The sequence below is a fragment of the Luteolibacter algae genome, from assembly GCF_042683045.1.
In the GTDB taxonomy this organism is placed as follows: Bacteria; Verrucomicrobiota; Verrucomicrobiia; order Verrucomicrobiales; family Akkermansiaceae; genus Luteolibacter; species Luteolibacter algae.
The window spans coordinates 94,629-118,642 of record NZ_JBHUIT010000001.1; the positions used below are offsets into that span (position 1 = coordinate 94,629).

At 53.0% G+C, this 24,014-nt stretch carries 18 protein-coding genes and 1 tRNA gene; 14 read left to right on the forward strand and 5 right to left on the reverse strand.

Annotated elements, in window-relative coordinates; translation table 11 throughout:
- Window positions 1–75 precede the first annotated feature (75 nt).
- Window positions 76–1,833: a sulfatase-like hydrolase/transferase gene (locus ACFSSA_RS00420; RefSeq protein WP_386817788.1), complete on the forward strand. Its 1,758-nt coding sequence runs from the start codon at window positions 76–78 to the stop codon at window positions 1,831–1,833.
- A gap of 73 nt (window positions 1,834–1,906) precedes the next feature.
- On the opposite strand, the gene ACFSSA_RS00425 is transcribed toward ACFSSA_RS00420, so the two are convergent.
- Both ACFSSA_RS00425 and ACFSSA_RS00430 read right to left on the reverse strand, forming a co-directional pair.
- Window positions 1,907–3,595: a sulfatase-like hydrolase/transferase gene (locus ACFSSA_RS00425; protein WP_386817789.1), complete on the reverse strand. Its 1,689-nt coding sequence runs from the start codon at window positions 3,593–3,595 to the stop codon at window positions 1,907–1,909.
- A 34-nt stretch (window positions 3,596–3,629) separates the two neighbouring features.
- Window positions 3,630–4,985, reverse strand: a complete 1,356-nt coding sequence (locus tag ACFSSA_RS00430) for a sulfatase family protein (protein WP_386817790.1) — start codon at window positions 4,983–4,985, stop codon at window positions 3,630–3,632.
- 297 nt (window positions 4,986–5,282) lie between these two features.
- Here ACFSSA_RS00430 and ACFSSA_RS00435 point away from each other — a divergent pair, with 297 nt between their 5' ends.
- Window positions 5,283–6,014 carry a PEP-CTERM sorting domain-containing protein gene (locus ACFSSA_RS00435; RefSeq protein WP_386817791.1) on the forward strand — a complete coding sequence of 244 codons (732 nt, stop codon included), beginning with the start codon at window positions 5,283–5,285 and terminating at the stop codon, window positions 6,012–6,014.
- Window positions 6,015–6,116: 102 nt separating this feature from the next.
- Here ACFSSA_RS00435 and priA read toward each other — a convergent pair whose 3' ends face one another.
- Window positions 6,117–8,438: a replication restart helicase PriA gene (priA, locus tag ACFSSA_RS00440; protein ID WP_386817792.1), complete on the reverse strand. Its 2,322-nt coding sequence runs from the start codon at window positions 8,436–8,438 to the stop codon at window positions 6,117–6,119.
- Window positions 8,439–8,575: 137 nt separating this feature from the next.
- Here priA and ACFSSA_RS00445 point away from each other — a divergent pair, with 137 nt between their 5' ends.
- From ACFSSA_RS00445 to ACFSSA_RS00470, 6 genes are all read left to right on the forward strand, one after another.
- Window positions 8,576–9,832 carry an aspartate aminotransferase family protein gene (locus tag ACFSSA_RS00445; RefSeq protein ID WP_386817793.1) on the forward strand — a complete coding sequence of 419 codons (1,257 nt, stop codon included), beginning with the start codon at window positions 8,576–8,578 and terminating at the stop codon, window positions 9,830–9,832.
- A gap of 72 nt (window positions 9,833–9,904) precedes the next feature.
- The gene (gene mutL / locus ACFSSA_RS00450) at window positions 9,905–11,647 is read left to right on the forward strand and encodes a DNA mismatch repair endonuclease MutL (protein WP_386817794.1); all 1,743 of its coding nucleotides are present in this window, start codon (window positions 9,905–9,907) and stop codon (window positions 11,645–11,647) included.
- Between the two features lie 329 nt (window positions 11,648–11,976).
- Window positions 11,977–12,774 carry a hypothetical protein gene (locus ACFSSA_RS00455; protein ID WP_386817795.1) on the forward strand — a complete coding sequence of 266 codons (798 nt, stop codon included), beginning with the start codon at window positions 11,977–11,979 and terminating at the stop codon, window positions 12,772–12,774.
- 276 nt (window positions 12,775–13,050) lie between these two features.
- A complete protein-coding gene (locus ACFSSA_RS00460) occupies window positions 13,051–13,989 on the forward strand; it encodes a hypothetical protein (RefSeq protein ID WP_386817796.1) in 939 nt (312 codons plus the stop codon).
- 54 nt (window positions 13,990–14,043) lie between these two features.
- The gene (locus tag ACFSSA_RS00465; RefSeq protein WP_386817797.1) at window positions 14,044–14,592 is read left to right on the forward strand and encodes a hypothetical protein; all 549 of its coding nucleotides are present in this window, start codon (window positions 14,044–14,046) and stop codon (window positions 14,590–14,592) included.
- Window positions 14,593–14,601: 9 nt separating this feature from the next.
- A complete protein-coding gene (locus ACFSSA_RS00470) occupies window positions 14,602–15,639 on the forward strand; it encodes a hypothetical protein (protein WP_386817798.1) in 1,038 nt (345 codons plus the stop codon).
- Window positions 15,640–15,647: 8 nt separating this feature from the next.
- Here the strand turns inward: ACFSSA_RS00470 and ACFSSA_RS00475 are convergent, their stop codons facing one another.
- On the reverse strand, window positions 15,648–16,049 hold the full coding sequence (locus tag ACFSSA_RS00475) for a hypothetical protein (protein ID WP_386817799.1): 402 nt from the start codon (window positions 16,047–16,049) through the stop codon (window positions 15,648–15,650).
- Between the two features lie 213 nt (window positions 16,050–16,262).
- Between ACFSSA_RS00475 and ACFSSA_RS00480 the strand changes: the two genes are divergently transcribed.
- From ACFSSA_RS00480 to ACFSSA_RS00490, 3 genes are read left to right on the forward strand one after another with little or no spacing between them, the layout of a single operon-like run.
- The gene (locus ACFSSA_RS00480; protein ID WP_386817800.1) at window positions 16,263–16,772 is read left to right on the forward strand and encodes a hypothetical protein; all 510 of its coding nucleotides are present in this window, start codon (window positions 16,263–16,265) and stop codon (window positions 16,770–16,772) included.
- A complete protein-coding gene (locus tag ACFSSA_RS00485; RefSeq protein WP_386817801.1) occupies window positions 16,769–17,296 on the forward strand; it encodes a type II secretion system protein in 528 nt (175 codons plus the stop codon). Before ACFSSA_RS00480 ends, ACFSSA_RS00485 begins: the two co-directional genes overlap by 4 nt.
- Window positions 17,293–19,491, forward strand: coding sequence for a hypothetical protein (locus ACFSSA_RS00490; RefSeq protein ID WP_386817802.1), 2,199 nt, complete (start codon window positions 17,293–17,295; stop codon window positions 19,489–19,491). Before ACFSSA_RS00485 ends, ACFSSA_RS00490 begins: the two co-directional genes overlap by 4 nt.
- A 108-nt stretch (window positions 19,492–19,599) precedes the next feature.
- Here ACFSSA_RS00490 and ACFSSA_RS00495 read toward each other — a convergent pair.
- Window positions 19,600–19,674, reverse strand: a tRNA-Val gene (locus tag ACFSSA_RS00495).
- Window positions 19,675–19,925: 251 nt separating this feature from the next.
- On the opposite strand from ACFSSA_RS00495, the gene ACFSSA_RS00500 reads away from it, so the two are divergent.
- The 3 genes from ACFSSA_RS00500 to ACFSSA_RS00510 all read left to right on the forward strand — a co-directional run bounded on the left by ACFSSA_RS00500 (window position 19,926) and on the right by ACFSSA_RS00510 (window position 24,008).
- Window positions 19,926–20,303, forward strand: coding sequence for a hypothetical protein (locus ACFSSA_RS00500; RefSeq protein WP_386817803.1), 378 nt, complete (start codon window positions 19,926–19,928; stop codon window positions 20,301–20,303).
- 230 nt (window positions 20,304–20,533) lie between these two features.
- Window positions 20,534–21,637: a ribosome small subunit-dependent GTPase A gene (gene rsgA / locus ACFSSA_RS00505; protein WP_386817804.1), complete on the forward strand. Its 1,104-nt coding sequence runs from the start codon at window positions 20,534–20,536 to the stop codon at window positions 21,635–21,637.
- A complete protein-coding gene (locus ACFSSA_RS00510; protein ID WP_386817805.1) occupies window positions 21,627–24,008 on the forward strand; it encodes a mechanosensitive ion channel domain-containing protein in 2,382 nt (793 codons plus the stop codon). The genes rsgA and ACFSSA_RS00510 overlap by 11 nt, the downstream gene beginning before the upstream one ends.
- Window positions 24,009–24,014: the final 6 nt, after the last annotated feature.

Sequence of the window (24,014 nt, forward strand, 5' to 3'; positions counted from 1 at the left end):
TCCTGATTTATTTTGTAATTTGAAATAATCCCCATCGTTCCGGGTATCCTCTTCCTCAAATACCGCGTTAACACCATGATTCGAAATTTCCTTAGCAGTCTGATATTTGTGGCATCCTGCTCGTTGCTGACCGCCGCGCCCCAGCCAAATGTCATTTTTATTGTATGCGATGATCTGAACGACTCCATCGAGCATTTCGGCGGGCATCCGCAGGCAAAAACGCCGAACATGGACCGGCTCGCGGCAACAGGAGTCCGCTTCCAGCGAGCATATTCCAATGCTCCGATATGTGGTCCTTCCCGCGCTAGCTTTATGACAGGGATTTATCCAGCGACCTCCGGGAACTACGGTTTCGACAAATGGTGGGACAATCCGACGCTCGCAAATTCCAAGACGATCATGGAATTTTTCCAGGAGAATGGTTACCACACCGCCGGCACGGGAAAAATGATGCATGATGTGCGGCCGGAGGAGTGGATGGAATTCGGGAATACCGTCAGCTACGGCCCGTTTGCCCACGATGGGACCGATTTTGTTCCCGTGCCCTCGGTTCCGGAACCGTTCAGAAAACTCGGCCTGCTGGATGGATCCTTTGGACCGCTCTCGGATGTGCCGTTCGGCGGGAAAGATGGGAAAGGCTGGTCGCTGAGTCGCAAGCTGGGTGTCATGCACTATGTTTCGGAAGAGGATCGTGAGGCGACTCCGGATGAGGCAAACGCCAAATGGGCGGCTGATTTCCTGAAAAATTATCCAAAGGGCGATAAGCGGAAGCCGTTTTTCCTGGGAGTGGGTTTTGTGCGCCCGCACACGCCGATGGTAGCGCCGAAAAAGTTTTTCGATATGTTCCCGCTTGATTCCATCCAGACGGTGAAGCGCTTGAAGGGGGATGCGGATGACACGCATTATGCGGAAGTCATGGCGCCGTTGAATGTGGGCCCACGGGCCTATAAGGCGCTCATCGAAAGCTATGGCTCGGAGGAAGCCGGGCTGAAGGTGCTGACGCAGGCTTATCTGGCATGTGTGGCCGCTGTCGATGAGTGCGTGGGGGAAGTGCTCGATGCGCTGGAGGAAAGCGGGATGGCAGAAAATACCATCGTTATCGTGACGAGCGACCACGGTTACAGCCTGGGTCAGAAAAATTATTGCTATAAAAATTCCCTCTGGGAGGAAAGCACGCGGGTGCCGATGATTGTGCGCGCTCCGGGAATGGGTCAGCCGGGGACAGATGCCAAGCATCCGGTTTCCTTGATCGATATTTATCCAACGCTGGTGGATCTCTGTGGTCTCAAGGGCGATACGAGGAAAAATGAGAAAGGGCATGCCCTTGAGGGCTACAGTTTCCGCCCCTTTATCGAGAATCCGGTATCCGGGAAATGGGAGGGGCCGGAGGGTGCGCTGTCCGTTGTCACCAGCGGCAAACCGGTGAATGGCTCGAATCATCAATGGAGCCTCCGCACAAGCAAGTGGCGCTATATTCTCTACGCTAACGGCAAGGAAGAGTTATACAATCACGATGCCGATCCGTCCGAATGGAAAAACCTCGCCGACTCCCCGGAGCATGCTGCGATTAAGGAATCTTTGCTGAAGCAACTGACCGAACTCCGGGGGACGGTGGCTCCTCCGGCAGAGGAGTGGGATTGGTTCAAGGCAATGGATACGAATCGAAACAACAGGGTTCCAGAAAAGGAATGGCTGGCATGGTCCAAGCAATCCGATGCGAACAACGGTAGAAAATACGATGAGGCAGAAAGCAAAAAGCGCTTTGCCAGGCTCGATGCGAACAAGGATGGAGCGCTAACGCGCAAAGAAGTGGAGACTTCCAAGAAGAAGTAGGCAAGCGGAGCCACCCGGAGAAATTGCTGCAATGTCCTCACCTTCCGGGGTGAGGACATTTTTTGCAAAGGGATCAATCGTGGAAGGTTCCTCCGCCGCTTTCGGCCATGCTGTCATTGGTATAGCGGTGGATTTCCGGCTTGCCTTCTCCACGTGCTTTTTTGATCTCCAATTCCCAGACTTTCCGGAGCTTTTCGAGCTGACCCGAGTGAGCTGGATCCGCCGCGAGGTTGGTGGTCTCATCAGGATCTTTGGCGAGGTGATAAAGCTCCTCATAAACCGCCGGCTCGCCATTGAGCGGCCCCTCGACGTAGGTGCGATACAGGGCGATGTCGGGATCGTGGACTGCGTATAACATCGAGTTGATGTTCATTCCCACAAGCTTGGCTGCGCTTTCTTTCGCCGAGGCTCTCATGTTCTGATTTTTGTAATAGCGGATGTATTTCCACTCTTTGTCCTGAACGGATTCACAGCGTGGATTGCCGAATTGGGTGGACCACAGATTTTCCGTATAAAGATGTTCACGCACGGAGCCGACCTTTCCTTCAAGCAACGGCTTGAGCGATTTTCCCTGGAAGGTTTCCGGAGCTTCGATCCCTGCGAAATCCAGCATGGTCGGCGCGATATCGATGCTCTGGACCAGTTCACCGGAGGTTCTCTTTTCGCCCGTGGATTTGTCTTTGGGATTGTAGATGATAAGCGGGACATGCGTGCAGACCTCATAGCAAAGTGCTTTGCCACCCAGGCCGAACTCGCCCCACATCAGGCCGTGATCTGAGCTGAGGACGATGATGGTGTTTTCCGCCAGTCCTTTCTTCTCAAGGGTTCTGCGGAGGTTGCCGACCATCTTGTCGATGCCGGTGACTGTTTGCATGGAGCGGATCATCATTTCCCGCAGGGTCTGCTCTTCGGACACCATGTTGTAGCCGGATTGTCTCTCTTCCGGAAAGTGGATGTCCGCAGGCAGTTTTGGCTCCCGGATCGAGTCCCACGTTACAAAGTTCCGAGGAAACGGGATGTCTTTATCGCGGTAAAGCGAGCGATAGATTTCCGGGTCGCTTTCCTTTTGCTTCATTTCCTTCACTGCGGCTCCGTGCGGGACATTGAGACAGATGCTCAGGCAAAAAGGCTTGCGATCCGGACGCTCGTCGAGGAAATGCCGGGCGCCTTGCAGAGTATGTTCGTTGGCCAGGAAATCCTGGATTCCCTCATCGAGGATTTCCACTTCGGTATCGGCCTTGGCACCTTTGAAAATATCATTCGCGAGCTTTGAATAAAAGCGGATGTGTCCGTGCCCGGCATACCAGTAATCGAAGGATTTCTCCATCACTCCGCTCTCATAGCCGCCTTTGCCGATAGGTGCGTGATTTTTGCCGATGTAGCCGGTGTAATAGCCGTTTTTTCGCATCACGACAGGATAGGATTGCTCCCATGCTGCTTCGGAAACGCTCGTTCCCGAGTTGAAGTTCACCCCGTGTTTCCGCTCGAATTGGCTGAGGAGAATTGAGACGCGGCTTGGGGTGCAGATGGCGCTGGTGACGTGGGCATTTCCAAAAAGGACGCCTTCAGCGGCGAGTTTATCGATCTCCGGAGTCTGGATGATCTCGTTGCCGGTGCAGCCAAGCTGGTCGTAACGTTGGTCATCGGTGAGGATGAATACGAAATTCGGGCGGGTGATGGGCTCCGGTGCCTGCGACCAGGCATGGTGGGAAGAGTTGAGGAAAACTGCTGCTGCGAGCAGTGACAAGCGTGGGATGGACATGGGAGTGGATTTTCAGGGATCGAAGGTGTGGAGGTTACTTGGTCTCCGCTGCGCGTTCTTTGGCGACGTTTTCTTTGTGTGGATCGCTCCACAATGGCTCAATGTTTTTCGCATTCCATTTTTCGTATAGTGCCTGCATGCGATCAATGACTTCAGGGTGGCCTTTCGCGGTATTGTGGGACTCGCTGAGATCCGCCTCAAGATTGTAGAGCTCTTGGCGATCCGACCAACCGGGCTTCACCATTTTGTCTTTCCTCTGACGCACGGCATAGTCCCAGCCGCCGGCGACGCGCCAGAACAGCACGTCATGTGGTGCTCCGGAGTCCTCTCCGGTGACAAACGGGAGGAGGTTCACACCTTCCGTGTCATCAAGGGAAGCACCGGCAAGAGCCAGCGCGGTCGCGTGGATATCCAGCGAGCTGACCGGATGTTCGTAAGTGATGTTTTCCGGGATGTGGCCCGGCCATGATGCCGTGAACGGGACGCGCACACCACCCTCGAAGGTGTAGCCTTTATGTCCGTTGAGGGGTTGGTTGTCCGCTGGGCCGGTGCGCCCGCCGTTGTCGCTCAGGAAGAAGACCAGGGTTTCCTTTTCCTGGTTCGTGGCTTTCAGCTCCGCCATCACCTTGCCGATTGCGTCATCCATCGCGCTGATCATCGCCGCGTAGGTTTTGCGATTGCCTGTCAGGTTCGGGAAGCGATCAAGGTATTCCTGCGTTGCCTGATCCGGTGCGTGGGGAGCATTGAACGATAAAAACAGGAACCACGGCTTGCCCTTGTGGCGTTGGACGAAGTCCACCGCTTCGTCACCGAAAGTGTCCGTGAGGTAGGTGATGGATTCCGGGTCTACGGCTTCCTCGTTCCGATAGATCGGCGCACCCTCTTTTCCGGGCTGTCCGAAGTAGTTATATCCGCCGCCGAGAAAACCGAAAAATTCATCGAATCCACGGTTGAGCGGCTTGAACTGGTCTGCGACGCCCAGGTGCCATTTTCCAATGAGTCCGGTGGTGTAACCTACCTCTTTCAATCTGGCGGGGAGCAAAATCTCACTTGTCGGAATGCCGTCGTTGTTCGTCTCGGACGCTTCCTGCGGATTGTGTTCGTGGCCAAAACGCTGCTGGTAACGTCCTGCCATAATCGCCGCTCTTGATGGGCTGCAATATGGGTGAGTGACATACCCTGATTCAAATTTCACTCCCGCCTTTGCGATGGCATCGATGTGTGGAGTAGGGATGTCCTTACTGCCATTGAAGCCCACATCGGCGAAGCCCAGATCATCGGCAAGTATAAGCAAGACGTTGGGTTGCTCACGTTTATCCTCCGCAGAGGCATGGATTATCAGAAAGGAGGTGAGGAGAATTTTCAGGGAGAATAGGGAAATTTTCTTCATGTAATTAGGAATTGATGTTCGCTGATAATAACGCCCCCGCGAGGCCGGAAGGTGATGCGGATATGAAAAGCCAGATGGAGGTTGTATGACAGCTTTTGTGGTCTTTTGCTACGCTAGAGATGGCGGATTTGTTTCCGGGATCATGGCAAATCTTCGAACGGATGCGCCGTGGCGGGATTGGGTTTTTCATTGACCCTCCACAGCTTTACTTGGTGGTATGGGTCAAACGGTAAATTGTCAGCATTCTCATTGTCGAGTGTTGAGCCGTTTTCCAAATCCCAATAACTCCCATTACCCATGAAAAATACCCCATCAGCCCGTTACCTTTTCCCGGTCCTTGCCTCGTGCTCCATTTTGGCGAGCCATGCCGCCACATTGACAATCGATGGTCTGGAAGTCCGCAGTAATACCACCAATAACAACGAGAATGCTTTCGCAACTTCTCCGGCCTCATTGGATCTCAATGCGACGGAACCCGCAACGGGCTCAACCACAAGCTTTTCCACCGTGACATGGAACAATCTCGATCTCGACGGTATTGGCGGAAATGACGACATTCTCACCTTTGATCTCAATATCGATGGCGGCTCGAACAATGTGACCTGGGGCGGGCTTGGATTCGGAGCCAGTGGAGCATTGGGAGCTGGCGAGACCATCACCTTTACGGTCAGTAACGTATCGGTGAGTGGCGGGGCTGCCGGATCAATCATCGCCACCTTCGACGGGTTCACCCGGGGTGGATATATTTCCTACGGATCAGATATCGATCGGGTTGGATCAGTGGATATCAACGGAGAAACCGTTTCGGTAAATGCGATGTCTACCGGGACAGCATTCCAAAGCGAGGTCAATGAAAGCAGTGTGTTTCAACTCACTGATTCTGTCGTTTTTAGTAACGCGGACATGACCTCGGGTGCCGCCCAAGCGCGCAGACTGGATCTCCAGTTCAATACAGAAACTGTTCCGGAGCCATCAGTGGCTCTACTGTCCGCTCTAGGCCTACTCGCCTTGGCTAGACGCCGCCGCTAACCTTCACAGTTGTAAAATATCAATCGCCAGAAGACCTCCCGGGCAGGGAGGTCTTTTTTTTGGGAGAAGGAATGGTAGCTGACTAAGAATAACGGACCGCATTCACGAGAAATTATACGCATCCATGTCGAAGACGACGGTGACGTCCTCGGGGAGGGTGGTTTTTTGGAGGATGGTCTGGACGTGATTGGTGAGAGGGCGGGCTTTGTGGGAGCGGAGTGTGATCTGGAAGCGGAATTGGTCGTGGGAGCGGATGAGTGGACTAGGGAGGACTTCGCCCAGCGTGACACCTTCCGGGAGCCTTTCCTTGAGGCGGAGGTGAAGTGTCTGGAGGGTGAATTCCGCACGCCGCTCGTGGGTGGAGCGGGCGGTTAGGACTCCACAATGGCCGAAGGGCGGGAAGTGGAACTGGCGGCGCATTTCCATTTCCTGTTCCGCGTAGCCATCGAAATCGTGCTTGCGGGCAAACTGGATGCTTGGTGAATGTGGGGTGAAGGTCTGGACGATGACTTCCCCCTCCAGTTCGCCCCGTCCCGCCCGCCCGGCGACTTGCGTTATGAGTTGGAAGGTGCGCTCGCCGGCGCGGAAATCCGGGATATGCAGGCCCAGATCCGCATTAAGAATCCCAACCAGGGTGACGTTGGGGAAATGGAGGCCCTTGGCGATCATCTGGGTGCCGATGAGGATGTCGATTTTGTGGGATTTGAAGTTTTTCAGGATATCCCGAAGGGCATTTTTGCGGCGCATGGCATCGGCATCAATCCGGGCGAAGCGTGCCTCCGGAAGGACTTTCCGCAGCACTTCCTCGACCTTTTGTGTGCCGTAGCCCTGGAGCGCGATTCCAGGGTTTTTACATTCCGGACATTTGCGCGGGACGATGGATTGGTGGCCGCAAACATGGCAGACGAGACGCTCATCCGTGCGGTGGTAGGTGAGGGCCACCGCGCAGTGCGGGCAGGTGCAGACGTGTCCGCAGGAATGGCACTGAAGAGAGCGGGCGAAACCACGGCGGTTTAGGAAAAGGATGGATTGCTCGCCTTTTGCCAGCCTTTGCTCCAAGGCGTTCCGCAGTCTGTCTGAAAGGATGGCGACCTGGCCTTTTTGCTTTTGGGCTTCCAGGCGCATATCGATCACGCGGACGAGGGGCATCGAATGTGCGTCCGCGCGTTTGTCGAGGCGGAGGACCTGGTATTTGCCCGTGAGAGTATTTTGCCAAGACTCCAGCGAGGGTGTGGCAGAGCCTAGCACGATGACGCAAGGCTCGAAGGCCGCGCGAAGGACTGATACATCCCGGGCGTGGTAGCGGGGCGGGTTTTCCTGCTTGTAGGAGGACTCGTGTTCCTCATCGACAATGATCAGGCCCAGATCCGGAAGTGGCGCGAAGACTGCGGATCGTGCGCCGATGACGATGCGCGCCTTACCGGTGCGAATGCGATGCCATTCATCAAAACGCTCGCCTTGGGAGAGATTCGAGTGGAGGACGGCGACTTGATCATTGAGCTGGGAGAAACGGGCTTTGAAGCGGCGGACCGTTTGAGGGGTCAGAGCGATTTCCGGGACGAGAACCAGAACGGTTTTGCCGAGATCCAGCGTGGCCTGGGCGGACTGGAGGTAGACCTCTGTTTTGCCGGAGCCGGTGACACCCAGCAGCAAGAAAGGTTTTGGAGCGGTCTCCCGTTTTTGATGATCTGACGGCGGATTATCGCCGGGAAGGTCATCAATGCCGTCACGCTCCATGGTGGCCAGTGCTTTGCTTATATAGTCGAAGGCTTCCTGTTGTTGATCGTTCAGAAGCAAAGGCTTGCTTGCCACGATGGTTTCAGCTGCTTCCGGATCGCGACGGACTTCCTCTGTGGAAATAGTGATGAGGCCTTTCGTCGCCAGGCTTTTGAGAGAAGGTGCGGAGCCTTCTCCCAGGTCGGTGGTGGGGAGAGTCCGGTTCTCAGCGGCGAGCAGCAGGGTTAGGATGAGGTATTGTTTGGGCGCCCGTTTTTCGAGTGCCGCCAACTCCCCAACGGCGATGTTCTCCTTGGCGATGGCTATCCGGCGGGTTTTTGCGGAATTATCCTCTGTGCGAACCGCTTCCGGTAGAATCGAACGGATGACGGACTCCAGGCTCGAGCCGTAGTAGTTCGAGATCCAGCGGGCGATTTTCAGGAGCACCGGCGTGATTAGAGGTTCGGGATCGATCAGTGATTTCAACTCACGGACGGCGAACTCGGATTGCTCGGGAGGCGGCATGACGGCAAGAACCGTGCCAGAGGTGGTTTTCTGGCGTATTGGCACGCGCACGCGGCATCCCTCAACAACCGGCAGGTCGGCGGGAATGGCATAGTCGAAGACAAGCTCTGAGGGGCCGTCGATAAGGACGCGGGCGATCACTTGCGGGATGCTGCGTGTTTGATATGCAAAATCAAATTTCAAATCCCCATGGGGTGCAGATGGTTTCGGGCAGAGGGCATTTGCAACCGGGGAATCCCGATTCCAAGCCGTTTTATGGAGTTGTGAAAAGTTCCGCCTGAAGGGATGGTTCCGGCATGTTGCCGGAGATTTTGACAAGTGTGCCTGGAGAAAAGTCCTTGGAGCTGGGGAAGAGGCTGGCCGGGGTGGAGTGCCGGAACACCACGTTTTTGAGCGGAGATTGGCCGATTTTCTGGGAGCGTGCGGAGGGGGTGAATGTTTGGGATGCGGATGGGAATCGGTTTCTGGATATGACCAGTGGGTTCGGCGTGGCAGGAGAGGGCTACGGATTCACCGGCGAAGCGTTGCGCAGGCAGAGCGCGACGCTGATGCACGCCATGGGAGATGTGCACCCGGCCCGGGTGAAAGTGGAGCTGTGCGAGGCGTTATCCGAGATGACTTTCGAGAAGTGGGAAGGCCGGAAGGGGAAATGCTTGTTCGGGAACTCCGGGTTCGAGGCTGTCGAAGCGGCGCTGAAAACCGCTGTGGTTGCGACTGGACGCAGCGGAATCTTGTCGTTTGAGGGCGGCTATCACGGGTTAGGCTACGGAGCATTGCTCGGGGCAGGAATCGGCTGGTTCCGAGAGCCTTTCGACGGGCAGCTGGCACGTGTTACCGAGCGGTTGTATTTTCCGAAAAATTCTGAAGATATGGAGGTTTTCCGTAAGCAGCTCGCCCAGGTGGATGGGAGCGGAATCGGGGCCGTATTGGTCGAGCCAATTCAAGGACGTGGGGGAATACACGTGCCACCGGAAGGATTTTTGAAAGCGTTGCGGGCATGGTGTAACGAGGTGGGTGCCGTGCTGGTTTTCGATGAAATATACACCGGATTCTGGCGCAGCGGAAAGATGTTTGCCTGCGAATGGGAAGGTGTGGTGCCGGATCTGATTTGCCTTGGGAAAGCACTGAGCGGGGGATTCCCGATTTCAGTTTGCGTTGGAAAAGCGGAGGTGATGGATCGCTGGCCGGTAAGCGGCGGAGAGGCCTTGCATACCAGCACGTTTTTGGGAAATCCAATGGGTTGTGCGATGGGGATGGAGGCGCTGCGCCGTTATAGGCAAGCGGAGATCGAGAACATGGTCACGGAGGCTGGCGAGAGGTTGGGGCAGGCTTTGGATCCCTTGCTTGAGCTGGGTTTTGTGACAGAAATAAGAGGCCGTGGGCTGATGCTGGGAATCCAGGCCGATAGCGGCGAGCGGGTGATAGATGTTGTGAAAAGGATGCTCCGTGCGGGAGTGATCGCCCTACCGGATGGGCCTTCTGGCGATGTCCTGGCATTGACACCACCATTCTCCGTGACAGCGGATGAGATTGATTTTTCCGTCGAAAGCGTGAAAGCAGCGCTGCTGGGTGTCTAGGGAGGTGAGAGAAAAGGGATGTAGGGCGGTTTGAGAGTTGCTGATTGCTTGGCTCAGTTTCAAGATGTGGCTGTGCCAGTTATCCATGTATTGCCCGATATTTTAGCCAGCCAGGTTGCGGCAGGTGAAGTCGTGGAGCGGCCGTCGAGCGTCGTCAAAGAACTAGTGGAAAACAGTCTGGATGCGGGCGCGCGTGAGGTGATGGTGGATATAGAGAAGGGTGGGGCAAATCTCATACGGGTAAGCGATGATGGCTGTGGTATGGCACGGGAAGATGCGATGCTTTCACTGGAGAGGCATGCCACCAGTAAGCTACGGACCTCGGCGGATCTAGGAAGTATCATGACGCTAGGTTTCCGCGGAGAGGCTGTGCCGAGTATAGCCAGTGTGGCGAAATTCCGGCTGACCACACGGCGGAGCGAAGATCTTACCGGCACGGAAATCGTTGTGGATGGAGGGAAGCTCCTGGATGTCCGGGATGCAGGTGGAGCGCCCGGCACTGTTATCGAGGCGCGTAACTTGTTCTACAATATGCCGGCGCGCAGGAAATTTATGAGGGCGGATAGCACGGAATCCGCCCATGTGGAGCAGCAAATGCGGCTGCACGCCCTCGCAGCTCCGGGAGTGAGGTTTCGTTTCCGGAAGGATGACCGGTTGATTTTTGATCTCCCCGGCGTGGCTAGAACTATTGATCGCGTCCGACAGTTGGTGGGCAACGAAATGGGGGGAGAGCTTGTAACTGTGCCCGAGAGCATGGCTGCCGGGATGAGCGTGCTAGGCTTCATCCTGCCCGCGAAACACGCGCGAAAAGGCCGGCGTCACCAATTTATTTTCTTAAATGGCAGGCCCATCGAAGATGCCGCGATTTCCAAAGGCCTTGCCGAAGGTTTCCGCGGAAATCTGCAGGAAGGGCTGCATCCTGCTGCCTGGTTGTGGATGGAGATGGAACCGCAGTTAGTGGATGTCAACGTGCATCCGGCCAAAAAGGAAGTGAGATTCCGGAGACCTTTTGAAGTGAGAGACTTGGTATGCAGGGCTGTGATGCAGTGCTTGCGTCCCGCCCGGGTGGAGGTTGCTCCTTCTGAAATTACCTTCACATCAAAGATCGCGACGAATTTTTCGCAGGCACAGGATGTCATTTCACCGGAGCCGGTCACGCGGAGTGGGCCGACTTTCCATCAGGTCCAGCCATCGCTCGAAGTGAAAGCTATCGATGCCGTGCCGGGCGCCAAGCGCACGAAGGTCCCTGATTTTCGACTTATCGGAATGCTTCAGGAGCGCTACGTCATTCTGGAAAGTGCGGATGGGTTGGTGCTTTTCGATCCCAAGGCCGCGCGTGAGCGAATTATTTTCGAGCAGCTTTCAAAGGGACGTGCCAGCGGGCTGGAAACCCAGCATCTCCTGGTTCCTATACTCATTGAGGTGGAGCCACGGGATCTGGACCTGCTGCTGCGTGAGCGGATGGCGTTGATGGAGACTGGGATGGAGATCGAGGCTTTCGGAGGCAATACTCTGCAAATCAGTAGCTTGCCCCAATGCGTCGGAAACGAGGATCCACAGAAATACCTGGATGAAATTTTAGAAGAAATCCTTCACGGCGCAGGGACCGCAGGTAAATTTGCCTTCGAGCGACTGACGCGGATCCTCGCTAACAAGGCTGCTCGAAGAGTGATGCCAAGACTTTCCGAAGTGCAGGCACTTCTCGAAGAGTTATTTCAGTGCGATCTTCCTTATTGTGCTGCAGACGGCCGCCCGACGCTTACGGAATACAATCGCAAAGATATCGACCGACGGTTCGGAGTTGGACGGGCCTGAAATAGATGTCTCCCACTTTTCTAAAAACTACTTTCTGGAAGCGTTCAAAATTTCTCAAAATAGTTTGAATTTGCTGACATTTTGGAATAATTTCGCATCACTTCAGTTAAAGTTTTATGTAAAAAGGCTTTAGTTTGCCGGAAATAAAGAGCTCATGGCTGCTTTTAGGGGCGCATAAGTCGTTGATTTTCAATTGTGGGAGTAGTGCGACATCTTTTTACGGAAAATGTTCAAAAAAAGATAAAAAAATCTTGAGGTGATTCCATAAAAATTTAAGATGTCTTCACTTTCAAGTTATCGGCACGTCTCCGTGCATCCCCTAAATCGCGATGAACACTTCAATCACATTCTCCGGCTTTCTCGGCCTGGCCCTCTCGGGAGTGGTGATGGGTATGTCTCTCTCAGAGCGGTTGGAGGTGACCCACGAGGCGTTTCTGGAAGATAGGCGCGAGGCTTTGTCCGGTCTTTCTGATCCCTTCGGTGTTCCTGAGGCGGCGAGAGTCGTATTGGAGAATCCGAAAGATGCTTTCCGGAGTGAATATGCGTGGAAGAGGAATGTAGTCACAACGGTTTTTTGGATTGGTGAGCAGCCCACGCAGAACAATCCCACTCCGAATGATAAGAGTGCGTGGGATCAGAACTGGCAGCTGAATTATGGTGGCTATGATGATCCGAATCAGCGCGAAGGATTTCTCCCGAAAAATTTTATCCCGAATCTGAATCCTTTTTACGTAGCTCTTCCATATAACGATATCGGAAAAGATTTTCGGCATCGCCCAGAGGCCGCACAGGTAATCCCGTGGTTCTGGGAGCGATATCAGGGAGAAGGGATTTCTGTCTGCAAAGGCCGCTGGATAGCGATCCATCACGACGGGCGTATCTGCTACGCCCAATGGGAGGATGTGGGCCCGTTTGAGACGGACCACTACCAATATGTTTTTGGAAATGAAAATGCGCGCTCCAACCGGAATGAAGGTGCGGGACTAGATATTAGTCCGGCAGTCCGCGACTACCTGAAGATGGGTAGCGGGGAGCGTGTGGAGTGGAAATTTGTAGAGGATTACGAGGTGCCGGAAGGTCCCTGGAAGTTCAATGGAATTGAGCCTCCTCTGCCAATTCATAGATAAGGATCACCCAAGACAACTGCTGTTACCAACCCCTAAACCCGAATTCATACGTAGATAAAATCGAAGTAAATTCATCACATTTCTCCAGGAAGCGCTTTGTCCCGAAAGAGCTTCCCGGTAGCCCGGATCGGGGTTCTGTCCCGAATTGGTATGGCTGTCACGTTAGCCGCGTGAAATCCCTGCCCTTGCCCGATCCGGGTTGCCCGCCTCTCAACGAACGTCCCATTCGATGGGTTTCAGGCGGGGTTTTGAGATACACCCCCAAAACAACCAGCCATGAAAACAACCAGCCACCCGGCTGCCTTAAAGGTAGTCACCCTTGCCTCGTGCGCACTTGCCGCATGGTCCCCGCTAGCTATTGCCGGAAACGGAAATGGTAACAATGGAAACGGCAATGGAAATAGCAGTAGTAACGGAAATAGTAGTAATAGCAGCGATAGCGCGAACACCAATACCATCCCTGCAATTCCCGTAGGCTGGTTGACCGCATTCCCCACCGTGGTCCAAACTGGAACAAAGCCCACCTTGAGTTGGTCGATTACGTATCCATCGATTGTGAAAGACTATGTGGATATCATTCCGCCGGCAACGGTAGATCCCAAGGAGGAACTGGATGTGGAAGTGCGTGTATTGGGTAACGGAGTGACGGTTAGTTCCGGTTATTCGTACAATTTTGTAAACGCCGAGGCTCAGCTGAGTTTCAATGGAGGAAACTATCAAAGGATTTTTTATGGAACCAACTACCACGTAAATCCAAATACAGTTGTGTGGAGTAAGAAAAAGGTCCAGCCACATCAAACGCTTCGGTTCGGTGGTCGCTACTACTATAATGGATGGGGCACGACGTATACATCTTCCAAAGGCACACAAAATGTGCGGACTCTGGTAAATGGGGATATTCCTCCAACTAAAGTGCCAATGTATTCAGCGCCCAGCCTTGAGGATTTTATCAAGCCGTATCTGGATAAAGAGGGTCGGGTGAAAATCGGTCCAATGGATGTTATTGTCTTTATGGAGCTTACCCACTCGGATTATCAACAGTATGATCAGGGTTATGATCTTCAGGATATGGTTTTGCTCGTGACATTTACTTCCAATCAGCCGAAAAACAATAACGGACATGGAAATAACGTTGATGGGATAGATTCGAGTAATCCCGGGAAAGCGAATTTCATGGAATACGATACTGATCCGAACGTGGATGACGAGAGGTAAGCGCCTCTTTTCTCCGCATTGCGCGGGCTACTCACTTTTAAAACCTACAGCATCATGAAAACAAACCTTTTGCCTCTGCTGATCGCTTGTGGAGCTCTGACCTCTGCAGCGGCTCAAGAGCAAGGAACCAAGCCTGTTTACAGGGATGCTGAAACCCACGAGCAGATAGCGAAGAAATTACAGGTTTCTGCAGCGCATAATCCAATGGCCGCGTTGGCACCTTCCGAAGGGGAAGATCCGTCCCTGAAAAATCGGCCGGTCGATATCGTCAGCTCATCTGATGCCATCACGTTCAATGGCGTGACCACTCTGGTGCCGAAAAAGGCAATCATGCGGATCCCGGAATTCTATCAGGACAGGGTGAATAACCACACTCCGGGGGCACGAGTTGTCGGCTGGACGGAATTTTATACTCTCAACCGAGGCTGGATTACGACTGTGGAGGTTTCCCGTTCTCAAGCGGAAGGGAAGGTAGCTTTACCGGAAGGGCTTACCGAGAACCTTAAGAAAAACCGCAACCTGATTATTGCGACCTATTCGACCGGCCCGATTTCTCTATTGCCCTTGAAGGAAACCGGGGAAAAAGACCAAGCCCCCAACTAAAAAGCCGGCATGAAATTCCCAGAAATATCCACTGCCTGCCTTTTGGCACTACTCTCATTCTCTGCTGGAAAGGCAGAAAACGAAGATTTTCAGAATTTCATGCGGCAGGTTCAGCTGCCATACGATGGAAGCGAAGGGATTGTCTGGAACGTGCCGGTGGAATCTTCCGGTGAGCAGCTTTCGCCTCTTGAGATTAATCCCGGTGGTGCTCGCTTTGAGCTCCATACCGTGCTTTCGGATCCATTCAAAGGTTATCTTCTGGATACCAAATATGTCGGTGCGTATGTCCCGGTTGCCGAGGTTCAGATCCGCACGGAAGATCCTTATGAAACGATTCCCAGAACCCGGGCCGACCGTCCTTTTTATGTGCAAATCACAACAAATGGCATGCGCAATGGTGCTGATGATCCGGAAGCCTCGAAGAAGGTGAAGGTGCTTCACCACGTGCAATCCTACGGGATTGGCGGGGATGGCTCCGGTGTGGACCGCACCCAAGCGATCCTGCACGGACAGGGTTACATTGAGAGCAATGGAGAGCATACACTCAGCTACCTGGTGAGTTCGGTGCCTGGGGCCGATCGATCGAAGATCCGTGGAGAAGAAAGGTTTTCGGTTTATTCCCTGGAGGATTACCAGGCTCCGGAATCCCATCTGGACTCCCTGTTTGTTCAGATCTGGCCGGTTGCGGATGGGCAAATTACGGGGATCGAGCAAGGGCAGTTGATAAAATTCGAAGCTCCTCCAATCAATATATCGGTAAATGATATCTATCCCAGTGCCACGATCTATGCCCAGGTTTACCAAGGTGATCAAAATCTCGGCACGGAAGGCGCGGTCGTTCCCGGCTCATCCGTGGTGGTCAATGAGGCAGTGCCGCAAAGCCGTATCTTACAACTGCAAGAGTGGGATCACGTGATTACGGGGGATGGCAAGTGGACCCTGGAGCTGCTAACGTCCACTCCGTTCGGCATAGATCGTCTCGACTGGATCACCTTCGAGGTGGACCGCACGATTTCAGTCAATGGCTCGGTGACGACTGTTGAATGAACAATTTTCTATTCCGCTGATTTTTTAGCCAATTCCATTTTATAATTATCATTCCTATAGATTAGAGAAAACTTAGCCTCTTTGGATTTCCGCAAAAGGTCCTCCATTTCTGTCCAAGCTATTAATAGGAACACCCCCCGCACTGGTTCCCGATGAAAAGACTGCGTCCTAATCACAAATTGATCTTCAACGATTTTTCGTTGTTGATTGGGCAAGAGCGTTCCCTGCTCCAAGGTGATTTGCTTCCTCATTTTCTCAAATCTCGTCTCCATCATATCAACGGTGGCAGAGGGATCGCTGTAATGAACGGTCATTTCAAAAAGGCCTCCATTGAGGAATTTGCCTTCCACGGAGGAAGCGGGAGAACCTGGCAGCAGGCCCTGGCGCGGCTTAATGTTGAGAATGCGCAATCCAGGTTGATCCCCCGGGATGGAAATTGTAAGGTCCAGCGAATGTTTGGAGGACCAAGATATCAACTTTTCCGGAGAATCGCCCCATTTCAGGCCAAAGGGAGGATCAAGAATCGTCCGGGCATTGCAGATCGAAAAGCTGACGAAAAGGAAGATCACGAAAGCGAAGCTCGCGCGGAATTTCCATCCTGGTCCCGTATCGGCAATTCTCACGTGAAGACCTTCTCTCGTTCGGCATTGGTTCGCAAGCCACGAACGCAGAGAAGTGGCTTTGCCTTGGTAGAGGCAACGCTAGCCCTTTCAATTTTGTCTGTCGTGGGGCTGCTGCTGCTTAAGCTTTCGCTCAATGTGACTCAGCCCCGCCAATACGCGTTACAACAGATTTTATCCGACTCTTACCTAACATTTGAACGAGCCAGAGCGGAGCGTATCTCTTTTGAGGAGCTCGTCGGTGAGGATTCGCCATGGCCAGTATTTCCCGATGTGGCCGTGGAGAATGTGCAGATAGGAGCTCTTCCAGGCGGAGTGCCCGTAATGGGGGAAGTGACCCGGACCCGTGTGGCGGATACAAATAATTATCCGCCTGATGGGGATAGAAATAGTGTCGGGACTGTGGAGACCAATCCGGCAGCGATGAAAATATGGAAGGTGCAGAGTGTTCTCCGCTATCAAATTTCAGAAAGAACCTATCTCAAATCCAGAACGCTTGTTCGAGCGCAATGAAAATCAAGACCCAACAAAAACGCAAAGGTTTCACACTTTTGGAGCTGACTGTGGCGATCATGGTTGGCATGTCGATAGGCGCGATGGTGCTGGCTATGCTGAACCAGCAGATCGCCTTTCTGAGAATTTTCAGAGCACAGAGCTTTTTGAACGAAGAGGCACCGCTCATTAGCGCGCATGTATCCAAATTATTGATCAATGCGGAGCGTTTCAGTCTTTACGGTTCATTGGACGACGCATTAGCAGCACGGAATCCGCGGCTGGGGGATTCTCCGGTTATGGTGCTGAGGTTCCGCCAGCCGGATGGCTCTATCCGTGAAGGGATCCTTTCGTGGGACGATCTAGGGCAAGGAGACGCGCTTTACTATTACGTGAGACCTCTCGCAGGCGCGTTGGGCGAGCCGGAATGGGCAGTGACCAATAAGCCCACGAGGGTTAGTTTTTTCGTGGAAGATGGAATAATCCGCACGCTTTTGGTAGGCCCGGCTCGTGAACAGATAACTTTTTCGGGAGCAATGCAATGAAGACATCTTTACATAAAAAATATCCTGCAGGTTATGTATCACTGCTTGTAGTGGTTACAATGAGCCTGTTCATGCTGCTGATGATGGTTTTCGCCTATAAGCGTGCGCTCAATGTCCAAGCTGTGCAGGCGGATATACAGACCCAGACAGACTATCGGGAAAAGGAGGAGACAATCCTCCGCTCCATTGTCGCAATCACGCCGAACCGGGCCATCGGTGCGATGCAGGACGGTTCAGGAGCCGATGACGGTGCAAACAGCCGGTCTCTGCGGTTTGTAAATATTTTCAGGGAAGCGTTGATACAATCAAACGCAGCGACATCAGTTTCGCCGGAGCTGCTGGAAAGCATGGATTTAGCAGACGTGTATACTGGAAATACCGGAGATTCCCGTTTGAATGCCACGGGTCGAATGTTCAAATCGATCCTCCGCAACACTGGAAATGTGACGTCCGGCTTGAACCGGAGCGCCGACGATCTGGGTGAAGGGTTTCCTCCAGCCTTGAACTCGGACAATACAATATCCGATGACGATATTTACCCGTTGATCACCGACGAAAAGAAATATGGCGCCCTGGCGTTGGCATCCGATCCCGATCTCCTGGATCCGGACGACGATGAGAGATATGAAAAATTCAACTTGCTCCGATATCCCCAGATAAACTTCGGGTATTCGCGGCCCGGAGATCCCTTCGTGGCTAAGCGAAATTGGTGGGCATTTACCATGGATCTGGCTGATCACGATGATAATGTCACGCGCTTGGCTCGCTTCCGCCGTCAATTTGTCCTCTCAATCTACGAAATTCCGTCCCAGCTACCGATCTCGGCGAGCTCCTTCATGGCTCTGGGGCAACATGCCAGCGGTGAAGCCTGGGATCAGAATAGAGTGAATATCGAGGGGAATATCTTTGCCGGTCGTGCCCAGGTAGAGGGGGATACAGCCTTGGAGGGTCTGGCCAGTCGACGTGGTTTCGAGCTTGATAATAATTCCACGATTGGCGGGCAGAATTTCACGGGAAATCCATTCGAACCGGGGGTTAGGGAAAGATTCCGGCTGACGGAGGGCGATTTTTTCCCTGTCTCTTTGTCGTCAGAAAGCGGGAAAGCTGCTTTTGTTCCAATCAACCGTGGGGAAGATTATTTTGATCGATTTGCCCATATTCCGGCAGTTGATACCTTATCTCCCACATCGTGGGATGACTATTCCGTTGGTGCGCTGCAGTGTAAAATGCAACTGGATATAAAAGATGCTGCGCCGGATGGGAGTATCACAGAATTAAGGTTTTCTTATTATAGGAACGGGAGGCGGCAGAGTTTGGATATTCCGGTAGCGGCCGGTGTGGTCTCGGATTTGCAGGAAGGCTATACTCGCTCGGTCGGGGAAAATTACTCCGCGACGTTTACGACGCCGGTTGACCTGGCTTACGGAGAAAACGGTCATTACTATTATATCTATAATTTCACTGGAACGGTGAGATTCGACAACTCAACCTTCGGAGATCCCATCCGCGGAACCTACAAATATGGCTATTGGCGAACGCATATCCCGATGCCGTTTGAAAAGAAGACTCTCGATCACAATCTCCAGCCTTGTATCGCGATTTATCCGCAGCGGTTCAGAGCTTATCTGGCGGCGCTGGGAGCCGATGGTCTGGACGTAAATAATTCATTGGTCATCAATGTGGATTATCCCGGGAGCTCCAATCTGGCTCCGCCGCAAACAGCCTCCGGGCACGGTGCTTATCGCCAGGAAAGCGACTACGGCTTGATTCTTCAGGAATGTTCGGATCTGACGGACTTTTCCACGGGTTTCTCGCTGGTCACGAACCTTCGCTTGTATATTGGAGATGATTTCAATGTCACTCCTGCGACCCAGATCCCTGATGGTTATACTCCTCCGACGGGAAGGATCTATTATCCTCCGTGTTCGCTCTTTTCACCGGAGAAGCGTTACGGTGTCTCATATGCTCCCTACGCGGTAGAGCTTTCGGGGCAGATTGGCTCGGTAGCCAGCGAGAATGCCGTTAATCCTGTCCATCCTCTGGATGCCACCGATGTAACCGGCAGTATAATGGAAGCAGAGCGCCTTAGGGTGAATCTTTCAACGATCAGTCATCCTGCTGAGCTGCCGCCCATCACTATGATGAATTGGCTTATCCTGTTGGAAGAACGGCGGGCGGAATTCTACGGAAACTAAGAAGGTCTGACGTGATTTCTAGTCTCACCAATAGGTAGAGAAATTGTTGGGCAGACTAAGATTGATAGCTGCGGGTAAATACGCGGAAGATGCGTAAGTGGCTGGAAATGGTACACGAGGACGGGATCGAACCGCCGACCGACCCGGTGTAAACGGGTTGCTCTACCGCTGAGCTACTCGTGCGCTCCAGCGGCGATAGCTTTCAGATGAAACGAGGTTCTTTGCAAGCTATTATTTGTTAATCTGAGCATTTTTTCGGTGCGATCCGGCAATCCCGATTGGTTGACAGCTTTGTCACAGGGAGTTTTTGGAATAAATGGGGCACCTGACGTTTCTTTCCGGTGACATTCGGGAGAAAATCACGCTGGCACGCAAGGTGCTAAAGATCTCCTGAGTATTGAATTACACTGTCACTGCTTGCACTGATTATGAACATGAATCATTACCATATCCCGTTGCCAGATGTGGCGACGGTCACACCGGAGCTGACGATGTCAGATACCTGGGACGTGGAGGCTGTTTCCTCATTGGTTCGCTCAAAAAGCAACCACGATGAAACTCCGGCCTTCCTATTCCTGGGAAAAAAAGAAGCTGAGTTGCTCAAAAAGCATCTCGCCGATGTATTCGGAGCGGAATCGGTTTCCACCTTAAACGATACCTATTACATGGGACTCGATGTCGTGGAGATTGATTGCGAGTCGTTCCTCTACGCAGGAGGTCGCAAGGCGGTAAGAACGCTTCAGGATCCAATTTCACGAAGGCCCGCGTGGCGCGATCGTGAATCGGATGGCCTGTGGCAATTACGGCTTTGAGGTTTACCGTTGTGTCCGCGAAAATTTGCAAAACTGGCGCGGCATCGGCAGAAACTAACTAGAGCGTCTGCCGATTCCGCTTCAAACGAAGTAAATTTCCCCGTGGCACATTGGACCGCGAATCAAAAGAGTGGAGCCAGGTGCCCCACTCTTTTTTCGTTTCATCGGATCCCGTCATTTCACCGGAAAAACTCGAAATTCGGCAAAACGCCGCTATGCTTTGCGAACGCATGACATTAGAGGAACTCGGTTGGAATCCAGAACTTGAAGCAGCATTTGAACCCTTTCGCGTGAAAGGCTTGGTTCCTGCTAGGCTGATCCGGGAGACATCGATCAATTTTTCGGCGTTCCTGGAAGGCGGAGAGGAGATCGATACGATACTTTGCGGACGTTTGTGGAATGCCGCAGCAGTGGATTCAGATCTGCCGGCTGTTGGGGATTGGGTGGCAATCGAGCTCGGGAATGATCAACAGCCACATATCATCCGGGGGCAGCTCCCCAGGAGGACGATTTTTTCCAGAAAAATGCCGGGCAATAGTAGTCAGGCCCAGGTTATCGGCACGAATATTGATATCGTTACGGTGGTTACCGATGCTGGGGCCGATTACAATCTCCGGAGGATGGAGCGGTATTTTGCGCTGATTCATCGGAGCGGAGCGGAGGCGGTTGTGCTTTTGAATAAATCCGATTTGTTTTCCAAAGAAGAACTCAGCCGGGCTGTTGATGAAATCTCGGCACTTTCGCCTGATGCGAAAATTCATATCACTTCCGCATTAAGGGGAGAGGGCCTGAAGGCAATAAAATCGCACCTGCGTCCCGGTATTACGATGTGCATCGTAGGATCCAGCGGCGTGGGCAAGTCGACTCTGGTGAACCAGCTTTACGGGGAGGAATGGCAGTGGACTAGCGAGGTGAACGAAGCGACCGGAAAGGGGAGGCACACGACAACGTGCCGCGAGCTGGTCCCGCTGGAAACCGGTGGAATGCTGATTGACAATCCCGGGATGCGGGAGATCCAGATGTGGACGGATGAGGAAACGCTCAGAGGCAGTTTTGAAGATGTTGAACGTCTTTCTGCAGAGTGTAGATTTTCTGATTGCAGCCACGGGAATGATGCCGGCTGCGCGATCCGTAAAGCGGTGGAGAGCGGAGAGCTTGATGCTGCCCGTTATGAATCTTATTTGAATCTTGATGAAGAAATCGAGGCCTTGAGAAAACGTGCGAAGAAGCGCCAAATGGCGACAGAACGTTGGCATAAACGAACTCATCGCGTTAAGGCCCGTAATCTCGACGATCGTATCCAACTTGAAAAAGATGCCCGTGGTGAAATTTAAATCTCCGGCAGCCGTCTTCGGGCTGCTTTTTAGCTTTTTGCTTGTGGCTTTTTCCATGGCGGAAATTGACGCCACAAAGCTGCTCAAGGGCGATTTCTCAACATCATCCGCCCCGGAGAAAACGGAGAATGCCGTAGAGCTCAAGGAGCAACTACAAGTGTGGAAAGCGGAGGCAAAGGCGGCTTTGGCGAAGCTAACGGAGATCGATCCCAAGACGGATTTGCCGGAGGGAGTCAGCCCGGCTGATTTATCCACCCGGATCCGCTATCTGGATAGTATCATGCTGTCCATCGGTCGGCATGACGGAGTGGTGGAAAGCATGAAGAATGCGGAAGAGGAGCTTTCCGCCGCGGAAGCACATGCAAAGGACTGGGAAGGATTTGATACGCCTCCGCCTTATTCCGTGCTGATGCTGGACCAATTGGTAAACAGCCGTGCGGCCCAGCAAGATAAGATTGCCTCCAGGAAATCATCGCTCGATATTTTCCGTTCCACTCTTGGAGCGCTTCTTACGGAGGGAAAAGAAGCAAGTGAGGCCACCAGCGCGGCTATCGCTGTGCTGGATAAAGCGGACGAAACTTCGAAGCCTGCTGCACAGTGGCGGGTAGATACTGCGAGATTGAAGCAACGTTCTTTATTCATCCGGGCTAGCGCTCTGAAATACAACATTGCCGCGCTTGAGAAACTCGAGAAGGCATCGACGATCGAGCTAGGCCTTCTGGATAGAAAAATCGAAACGGCAAAACGGAATTTTGTTTTCGATGAAAAGGATCTGGAGCAGATCAAGAAAGCCTCTGCCGATCGACAAAAAGAGCTCCGGAAAGATTCCGCGGGTATAGCCAAGCGTCTGACAAAAGCGATTTCAGAGCGTGATAAGATTTCTGGAGCGGTCGAGAAAATGAAGGCTGCGGATAATACCGATCCGACAGCGCTGGAGATGATTGAGCTACAGCTGGAGTCTGCCAATACCAGTGTTGATACGCTGCAGCTCATGCTGGAAGCCTTCGAGTTCTACGGGCAGCTGGAATCTTTCCTGCCGGATGCCTATGAGCTCCGTTATACCCTGATGACCTCCAAAGATCCCGCGGAGCGAAAGGATGCGCTGGAGAATCTGGAGGCTCTGAACAAAAGGCTTATTGCCGGGGAAGTGGTCGCCAGGAATGAGCTGGACTCTGTGAATGCGGATCTGAACAGCAAGGAAACGCGGGCGGCCGCGCTGCCTGCAGATGATCCAAAGCTCAGTCTATTGAACAATCAGCGTAACACCCTCCGGGAAAAGCGGGATTTGATCCAACGGGCCTACACGAGTGTCACCAGTCAGCGGCAGGTTCTGGCGCGATGGGTGGCGGAGTTTGAAGCAAGCGATAATCCGCGCTGGTATAAGCCGATAGTTAACGGTGTTTCCCGCGCATGGGAGGCTGTGAAGCGTGCGTGGAATGTCCCAGTCAGCAGCTATACGCAGATCACCAACGAGGGTGGATACGAGGTGAAAAATGTCCGCTATGTTAGCCTGGGAACGGTTGTAATTGCGGTATTACTTTTCATTGTGGCGTATTTCGTCGCAGCACGGATCAGCTGTAAGATTCAGAAAATTTTTGTCGAGCGGCACTACATTGGCGAGAACCAAGCGCGCACGATGAGAAACTGGCTCATGCTCGTGGTGGCACTTTTGCTGGCGCTTGCGACAATGAGCTGGCTGAGCATTCCGCTTACCGTATTTGCCTTCCTCGCAGGTGCGTTGGCCATCGGAGTGGGTTTCGGGACGCAGACGATCATCAAGAATTTCATCAGTGGAATCATCCTTCTTTTTGAGCGGAAAATTAGAGTCGGAGATATCGTCGAAGTGGACGGGACGACAGGGGTGGTCTCGGAGATCAACACGCGTTCTTCCATCGTCCGCGGGTTCAACGGGATAGAAAATCTTATACCGAACTCGCTTTTGCTGGAAAACCGGGTGGTCAACTGGACGCTTAATTCCCGCTTTCTACGGCGTGAATTGGAGCTCGGTGTGGCATACGGCACTCCGCCCCAGAAGGTGATTACCATACTGCAGGAGGCTGCCGAGCGGCACGGTCTGGTATTGAAAGATCCCGCACCATTCGCCGTTTTCAAGCACTTCGGGGATAACTCCCTGGATTTCACACTCTATTATTGGATAGAGCTCAATGATAAAACCAATGGGCTTGTTGTAGCGAGCGATCTGCGGATTATGATTGAGAAACGTCTTGAAGAATCATCCATCGGGGTGCCCTATCCCCAGCGCGATATTCATATCGGATCCCGGGAGCCAGTGCAGATCGAGGTTGTCCGCCAGAAGGCAAAGCCGCTTGAGGAAGATGCCGAAATCAAGAAATCTCCGGATCTTCCTTAGTCCGGA

What these genes read in the sequence shown, in the direction of transcription:
- ACFSSA_RS00420 (WP_386817788.1), top strand. Translation starts at nt 76, where the DNA reads ATGATTCGAAATTTCCTTAGCAGTCTGATATTTGTGGCATCCTGCTCG.
- ACFSSA_RS00425 (WP_386817789.1), bottom strand. Translation starts at nt 3,595, where the DNA reads ATGTCCATCCCACGCTTGTCACTGCTCGCAGCAGCAGTTTTCCTCAAC.
- ACFSSA_RS00430 (WP_386817790.1), bottom strand. Translation starts at nt 4,985, where the DNA reads ATGAAGAAAATTTCCCTATTCTCCCTGAAAATTCTCCTCACCTCCTTT.
- ACFSSA_RS00435 (WP_386817791.1), top strand. Translation starts at nt 5,283, where the DNA reads ATGAAAAATACCCCATCAGCCCGTTACCTTTTCCCGGTCCTTGCCTCG.
- ACFSSA_RS00455 (WP_386817795.1), top strand. Translation starts at nt 11,977, where the DNA reads ATGAACACTTCAATCACATTCTCCGGCTTTCTCGGCCTGGCCCTCTCG.
- ACFSSA_RS00460 (WP_386817796.1), top strand. Translation starts at nt 13,051, where the DNA reads ATGAAAACAACCAGCCACCCGGCTGCCTTAAAGGTAGTCACCCTTGCC.
- ACFSSA_RS00465 (WP_386817797.1), top strand. Translation starts at nt 14,044, where the DNA reads ATGAAAACAAACCTTTTGCCTCTGCTGATCGCTTGTGGAGCTCTGACC.
- ACFSSA_RS00470 (WP_386817798.1), top strand. Translation starts at nt 14,602, where the DNA reads ATGAAATTCCCAGAAATATCCACTGCCTGCCTTTTGGCACTACTCTCA.
- ACFSSA_RS00485 (WP_386817801.1), top strand. Translation starts at nt 16,769, where the DNA reads ATGAAAATCAAGACCCAACAAAAACGCAAAGGTTTCACACTTTTGGAG.
- ACFSSA_RS00490 (WP_386817802.1), top strand. Translation starts at nt 17,293, where the DNA reads ATGAAGACATCTTTACATAAAAAATATCCTGCAGGTTATGTATCACTG.
- ACFSSA_RS00500 (WP_386817803.1), top strand. Translation starts at nt 19,926, where the DNA reads ATGAATCATTACCATATCCCGTTGCCAGATGTGGCGACGGTCACACCG.
- rsgA (WP_386817804.1), top strand. Translation starts at nt 20,534, where the DNA reads ATGACATTAGAGGAACTCGGTTGGAATCCAGAACTTGAAGCAGCATTT.